General features: G+C 61.4%; 8 protein-coding genes and 1 pseudogene. 2 read left to right on the plus strand and 7 right to left on the minus strand.

What is annotated here, in order from left to right:
* From JNK99_RS15405 to JNK99_RS15415, 3 genes and pseudogenes are all read right to left on the minus strand, one after another.
* A pseudogene (locus tag JNK99_RS15405) lies at nt 1-292 on the minus strand (cytochrome C oxidase subunit I); the annotation flags it as partial.
* Nucleotides 293-307: 15 nt separating this feature from the next.
* Nucleotides 308-847, minus strand: a complete 540-nt coding sequence (locus JNK99_RS15410) for a cytochrome C oxidase subunit II (RefSeq protein ID WP_291854623.1) — start codon at nt 845-847, stop codon at nt 308-310.
* 30 nt (nt 848-877) lie between these two features.
* The gene (locus JNK99_RS15415; RefSeq protein ID WP_291854626.1) at nt 878-1,027 is read right to left on the minus strand and encodes a hypothetical protein; all 150 of its coding nucleotides are present in this window, start codon (nt 1,025-1,027) and stop codon (nt 878-880) included.
* 297 nt (nt 1,028-1,324) lie between these two features.
* On the opposite strand from JNK99_RS15415, the gene JNK99_RS15420 reads away from it, so the two are divergent.
* Nucleotides 1,325-2,374 carry a COX15/CtaA family protein gene (locus JNK99_RS15420; protein ID WP_291854629.1) on the plus strand — a complete coding sequence of 350 codons (1,050 nt, stop codon included), beginning with the start codon at nt 1,325-1,327 and terminating at the stop codon, nt 2,372-2,374.
* On the plus strand, nt 2,371-3,300 hold the full coding sequence (locus JNK99_RS15425) for a COX15/CtaA family protein (protein WP_291854632.1): 930 nt from the start codon (nt 2,371-2,373) through the stop codon (nt 3,298-3,300). Before JNK99_RS15420 ends, JNK99_RS15425 begins: the two co-directional genes overlap by 4 nt.
* Before the next feature lie 147 nt (nt 3,301-3,447).
* On the opposite strand, the gene erpA is transcribed toward JNK99_RS15425, so the two are convergent.
* The 4 genes from erpA to rplM form a co-directional block, all read right to left on the minus strand.
* Nucleotides 3,448-3,798: an iron-sulfur cluster insertion protein ErpA gene (gene erpA / locus JNK99_RS15430; protein ID WP_291854635.1), complete on the minus strand. Its 351-nt coding sequence runs from the start codon at nt 3,796-3,798 to the stop codon at nt 3,448-3,450.
* Nucleotides 3,799-4,236: 438 nt separating this feature from the next.
* Entirely contained in the window at nt 4,237-5,265 is a 1,029-nt protein-coding gene (gene argC / locus JNK99_RS15435) for an N-acetyl-gamma-glutamyl-phosphate reductase (RefSeq protein ID WP_291854638.1), read from the minus strand.
* A gap of 93 nt (nt 5,266-5,358) precedes the next feature.
* A complete protein-coding gene (gene rpsI, locus JNK99_RS15440) occupies nt 5,359-5,751 on the minus strand; it encodes a 30S ribosomal protein S9 (RefSeq protein WP_291854641.1) in 393 nt (130 codons plus the stop codon).
* Nucleotides 5,752-5,760: 9 nt separating this feature from the next.
* The coding region (rplM, locus tag JNK99_RS15445) for a 50S ribosomal protein L13 (RefSeq protein ID WP_291854644.1) at nt 5,761-6,010 on the minus strand (250 nt) is incomplete at its 5' end.

Here is a 6,010-nt window from a genome sequence, read left to right on the forward strand (position 1 = left end):
TCGCCAGTCGGCAGCGCAGCAGGGTCGACGAGGCGAAGTAGAGCACGGCCATCTCGAAGAACAGGATCCACAGGATCAGCATGTCGATGCCGTGGGCGGTCAGGATCAGGTAGAACTGATCGGCCGGCAGCAGCTTGATCGCCGGCCAGCGGGTCAGGATCACCAGCAGCGCGGTGATGCCGCCGGCCAGCAGCCAGAGGACGCCGGCGACGGCGTTCCAGCGCATCAGCTTCTCGGCCTGGTCCTCGAACTGCAGTCCGGAGACGGGACAGGTGCGGTAAGTCGTTGCCATCTATTGTTTCCCCCTTTATTTCACGTAGATACGGCCGAGCATCGAGTGGTGGCCGATGCCGCAGTATTCATTGCAGACGATGGCGTAGGTGCCCTCTTTGGTCGGGGTCATCTTGACGACGTGCTCGTAGCCCGGGATTACCTGGATGTTGATGTTCACCGGTTGCAGCGAGAAGCCATGGTTGTAGTCCATCGACGACAGATGGATCTTGTAGGTCTGACCCTTTTCCAGTTCGAGGATCGGATACCAGGCCCACAGGCGGGCGATCAGGTAGCCGTCACCGCCGGCCGGCACCTTGACCACCGGGATCTGCTGGTCGGTCTCGGTGCGGATGGTATTTTCGGCGATGAATTTCTCGGCCTTGGCGGCGAACATCTCGGGGGTGGTCTTGTAGGCTTCGTTGGACAGGTTTTGTTTGCCGTAGATGTGCCAGTAAATCATCATCACGAACATGACCATGCCCCAGATGAAGGCAATCGCGATCCACGCCCATTCGACCTTGTCGATGGGCTGTTTCCACCATAGCCGATCGGTCGGCGGCAGAATTGCACTCATATTTGACTCTCCCTGATATGGCTGATTGGCTTACCTGGCGACCGGCGTGTTCATGATGTCGATGATGCCCCACAGGATGTAGAGCAGCCCCGGTGACGCCACGCCGAGGAACAGAAGCAGGAAATGGTTGTCCAGTAGCCTCTGCATGAACGGAATGTCGCCATCGTTGTTTTCGGCCATGTTTGTGTCCTCCATCACAGATTTGCGCTCGCGGCGCGTGGTAAGTTGCGGATAACCGCGAATTTCTTGGCCCTTGCGGGGCACAATTGGCGGAAGAATACCCGTAGCGGGTGGTCAATTGATTTGATGCACGTCAAGAACGGGGAAACCCTCTGAGGGGCGGCAAAGCCAGCAACCATCGGCATCCCGGCGTTTCGGCTGCGGCCAAACGTCGCACTGCGAGGAGCGTTCAAGGAGCTTCGCAAAGGGCATATAATTCGCGCCTTCGCCCTTGTTTCCCTGCCTGGTTTCCCGGTCATGAATACAGTCGCTCGTCGACCCGTCGCGCTCTGGTTGCTGTTGTGCAGCGCCATGGTTTTTTCCATCCTGGTGGTGGGTGGCGTCACCCGTCTGACGCATTCCGGTCTCTCGATCGTCGAGTGGCAGCCGATCGTCGGCGTCATCCCGCCGCTCAATCAGGCCGAGTGGGACGAAACCTTCGAAAAGTACCAGAAGACGCCTGAATTCCAGCAGGTCAATCACCAGATGACGCTCGACGAATTCAAGGGGATCTTCTTCTGGGAGTACTGGCATCGCGTTCTGGGACGTCTGATCGGCGTCGTCTTCCTCCTCCCTTTTCTTTACTTCTGGCTGCGCGGCAGGATCGACCGACCACTGGTGCCGAGGCTGCTCGGCATCTTCGTGCTCGGTGGTCTGCAGGGGGCGATGGGCTGGTACATGGTGAAAAGCGGGCTGGTTGACGATCCTCGCGTCAGCCATTACCGCCTGACGGCGCATCTGTCGCTGGCTTTCCTGATCTTCGTCGCGATGTTCTGGGTGGCGCTCGGCTTGCTTGCCGAGCGCGGTCGGGTGACCCATGACGCAGCGCTGAGGCGGCTGCAGCGCAGCGGCTTCTGGCTGACGATCCTGATCGGCTACATGGTGGTGAGCGGTGGTTTCGTCGCCGGCATTCGCGCCGGCAAGGCGTACAACAGCTTTCCGCTGATGAACGGGCATCTGCTGCCGCCCGAGAGTTTCATTCTCGATCCGTGGTATCTGAACTTCTTCAACAACATGGCCCTGGTCCAGTTCGACCACCGGCTGGGGGCCTGGCTACTGGCCTTTCTCGTGCCCTGGTTCTGGTGGAAGATTCGCGCGGCGGCCGTTTCACCTGTCGCGCGCCGGGTGGCGACACTGCTGCTGCTGGCCACTTTCGCCCAGATTGGTCTCGGGATCGCAACACTGCTGCTGGCGGTACCAGTGGAACTGGGAGCAGCGCATCAGGGCGGTGCCATGGTCGTCCTCGGTCTGCTGCTCTGGCTGAATCACGAGTTGCGTATGGTGCATGCGCCGGGCAACGCCCGTTGATCGCGAGTCAGGGCCTGCGCCTGCGGAAAATCCGGGCGATCGCGCTGCTGCTGGCCGCCCTGTCGCTACTTGTGGTGCTGCTCAGCGCTTACCTGCGGCTTGACGGAGCAGGTCTTGGTTGTGTCGACTGGCCAGCCTGCTACGGTCGCTGGCTGGCCAGAGAACCGGCGGCGCAGCAGTTCGGACCGGTGCGCCTGTTGCACCGGGTGGGCGCTTCACTGTCCCTGCTGCTCGCCTGCATTCTGGTCTGGCACTGCTGGCGGCGGCCGGCAATCCGTCCGGCAGCACGTCCGGCAACGCTGCTCCTGCTGCTGATGCTGGCGCTCTCGGCGCTTGGCATCTGGAGCGCAGACCCGAGGTTGACCCTGGTCGGTTTCCTCAACATCCTGGGAGGCCTCGGTCTGGTCACCTTTTCCTGGCGAGTGGTTCTGGCCAGCCGAACGGAATCGATGATGCAGAGACCGACTGCCCCGACCAGGCTGCTGCGGTTTGGCGCGGCGCTGCTGTCGCTGACGGTGGTCCTCGGGGCGATGATCGGTGCGAGTTACGCAGCGCTGGCCTGCAACACGGTTCCCGATTGTGCGGGTCGGTGGTGGCCGGGAATGGACGGTTGGGCAGTCCTGAAGCCGTTCCCGACGCTGGTCGCGGTGCCGCAGGCGGGTGACCCGGGCAGCCTCAGCCTGCACTTGCTGCACCGCTACGCGGCGTTCGGCACCCTCCTGGTTTTGGGGGCGGCGGCGCTGCAGGTGCTGGGTGATGAGCAGCGGCGCAAGGCTGCATTGTTGTTGCTGTTGTTGCTGACCTCCGAAATCACCCTGGGGGCGGTCACCGTGCTCAGTGGTTTCACTCTGTGGCTGGCGATCGGCCATGGGGTCTGCGCCGCGGCTCTGCTGGCGACGCTTGCCACTCTGCTCCGGCGGGTGTGATCCGTAGAGGCAGGGCTACCGTCGGCGGGCCGGAAGATCAGCCCGCCGAAGCGCAGTCATTAAATATTGTCGTGTACGGAAGAATCCCCTGCACTTGCCACATGCCTGGCAAGTGCAGGGGATTCTTCCAGCGTAGTCGCTTTCCGCTTAAACCGAAAAGGACGATCCGCAGCCGCAGGTTGACGACGCGTTCGGGTTCTTGATCACGAACTGCGAGCCCTCCAGTCCTTCCGTATAATCTATCTCGGCGCCGACCAGATACTGGTAGCTCATCGGGTCGATCAGCAAAGTGACGCCGTTTTTCTGCAGCGCGGTATCGTCATCGTTGGCCACCTCGTCAAAGGTGAAGCCATACTGGAAACCCGAGCAGCCACCGCCGGTGACGAATACCCGCAGCTTGAGGTCCGGGTTGCCTTCTTCTTCGATCAGTTCCTTGACTTTGCCCGCCGCGCTGTCGGTGAACACGAAAGGCATCGGCATTTCCGTTGCTACATTCATTACACATCCTCCAATAACTGATTCTTGAGCCTGCACGGTGCGGTTTGACGCGCAACCGGTGACTCTGAGCGTCGCCATTCTTTCTGTTACCGTCGCCGGGTCTGCGCGACGATACACGCTTGTACAGCGCGTTGGCCAACGGTTGCCAATCGTGCAATGCGCATTTGACACGGGTATCCTGCAGGAGTTCCAGTGCTGCGCCTGTTGCCACCATGTTTTCCGGGCTGCTCAGGCCGAGCGTTTGTGTCAGCTTGCTCAGGGCAGTCCGGTCGAGTATTCGATGCGCTGCCGGTTCGCAGTTGCAAGGCAGGACGAAGCGATCTGCACTCCGGTTCGTGGTGGCGGCCGAATCATAACATCTTTGCCGCGTCGCCACTCCCTTCGGCTCGGGAAGAGGTGTGATGCGCGCGTGGCTGGCCGGCGGGTTGTGTCTGCCGTTCAGGGTAGTACGGCAAGCTGTTGCAGGCCTTCGGTTTCCGGCAGTCCGAACATGATGTTGAGATTCTGTACGGCCTGCCCGGCGGCACCCTTGACGAGGTTGTCGATGACCGACAGCACCACCAGTACGTCTCCTCCTTGCGGACGGTGCACCGCCAGGCGACAGAGGTTGGCGGCGCGCACCGAGCGGGTGTCAGGATGTGACCCGGATGGCAGGACATCGACAAACGGCTCGTTACGGTAACGCTCCTCGAACAGCGCCTGGAAATCGGCAGCGGACTTGATGCGGGCGTAGAGCGTCGCATGAATGCCGCGGATGAGTGGTGTCAGGTGGGGTACGAAGGTGAGGCCGACCGGGTTGCCGGCCATTTGCGACAGACCCTGTCTGATCTCCGGCAGGTGGCGGTGTCCGGGAACGGCGTAGGCCTTGAAGTTGTCGGCGGCTTCCGCGAAGAGGGCGGGAACTTCCGCCTTGCGTCCGGCACCTGAAACGCCTGACTTGGCGTCTGCCACAAGATGGTCAGGCTCGACCAGTCCAGCTTCGAGCAGCGGCATGAAGCCAAGCTGCACGGCGGTTGGATAGCAGCCCGGGTTGGCCACCAGACGCGCGTTGCGGATCGCCGCACGGTTCAGTTCGGGAAGTCCATAGACCGCCTTTGCGACCCATGCCGGGCTGGCATGCTCGATGCCATACCACCGGCTCCACTCGGCAACGTTGGTGATGCGGTAGTCGGCCGCCAGGTCAATCACCCGCACGCCGGCATCGAGCAGGGCGGGGGCCTGTGCCATGGCCACCCCGTTTGGCGTGGCAAAGAAGACCAGGTCGCAGGCCCTGAGATTGGCTTTGGCAGGATCCTCGAACTTGAGGCGCAGCCGCCCGCGCAGGTTCGGGAACATCTGCGCGACTTCGCTGCCGGCATCCGCTCTTGAAGTGATGCTGGCGATCCGGACTTCCGGGTGCTGCGCCAGCAGACGTAGCAATTCGACTCCGGTATAGCCGGTGCCGCCGACGATTCCTACTGTGATCATGAGAGCCTTCGCGAGATCGTGTAAGGATGGCTGCCGGAGCCCTGAAACACAGAAGCCGCCCAAGGGCGGCCTCCGCGTTGCAACAGGAACCGATCAGCGCTTGGAGAACTGCTTGCGCCGGCGCGCCTTGTGGAAGCCAACCTTCTTGCGTTCCACTTCGCGCGCGTCGCGCGTGACAAAACCGGCTTTTGACAGCGTCGGCTTGAGCGAGACATCGTAGGCGATCAGCGCCCGGGTGATGCCATGGCGGACTGCGCCAGCCTGCCCGGATTCACCACCGCCCGAGACATTGACCAGAATGTCGAAATCGGTTGGTTGCTCGATCAATTGCAGCGGCTGGCGGACGATCATTCGCCCGGTAACCCGCGAGAAGAAGTCGTCCACCGGTTTGCCGTTGACGACAAACTTGCCACTGCCGCGCTTCATGAAAACGCGGGCCACGGCGCTCTTCCGCCGACCCGTACCGTAAAAATAATTATCTGCCATCGTGATCCCTTAAAGTTCCAGAACCTTCGGCTGCTGAGCAGCGTGCGGATGGGTTGCGCCGGCATAGCACTTCATTTTCTTGATCATCGCGTAGCCAAGCGGTCCTTTCGGGAGCATTCCTTTCACGGCCTGTTCGAGGACACGCCCCGGGAAGCGCTGCTGCATCTTGGTGAAGTTCGTCTCATAGATGCCGCCCGGGTAACCCGAGTGCCGATAGTATTTCTTGTCTTCAGCCTTGTTGCCGGTGACACGCAACTTC

Origin of the sequence: Accumulibacter sp. (assembly GCF_016789985.1) — a bacterium.
Lineage (GTDB): Bacteria > Pseudomonadota > Gammaproteobacteria > Burkholderiales > Rhodocyclaceae > Accumulibacter.

Excerpts from the sequence above, each read along its gene's own strand:
- JNK99_RS15410 (WP_291854623.1), bottom strand. The coding sequence starts at position 847 with ATGAGTGCAATTCTGCCGCCGACCGATCGGCTATGGTGGAAACAGCCC.
- JNK99_RS15415 (WP_291854626.1), bottom strand. The coding sequence starts at position 1,027 with ATGGCCGAAAACAACGATGGCGACATTCCGTTCATGCAGAGGCTACTG.
- JNK99_RS15420 (WP_291854629.1), top strand. The coding sequence starts at position 1,325 with ATGAATACAGTCGCTCGTCGACCCGTCGCGCTCTGGTTGCTGTTGTGC.
- erpA (WP_291854635.1), bottom strand. The coding sequence starts at position 3,798 with ATGAATGTAGCAACGGAAATGCCGATGCCTTTCGTGTTCACCGACAGC.
- argC (WP_291854638.1), bottom strand. The coding sequence starts at position 5,265 with ATGATCACAGTAGGAATCGTCGGCGGCACCGGCTATACCGGAGTCGAA.
- rpsI (WP_291854641.1), bottom strand. The coding sequence starts at position 5,751 with ATGGCAGATAATTATTTTTACGGTACGGGTCGGCGGAAGAGCGCCGTG.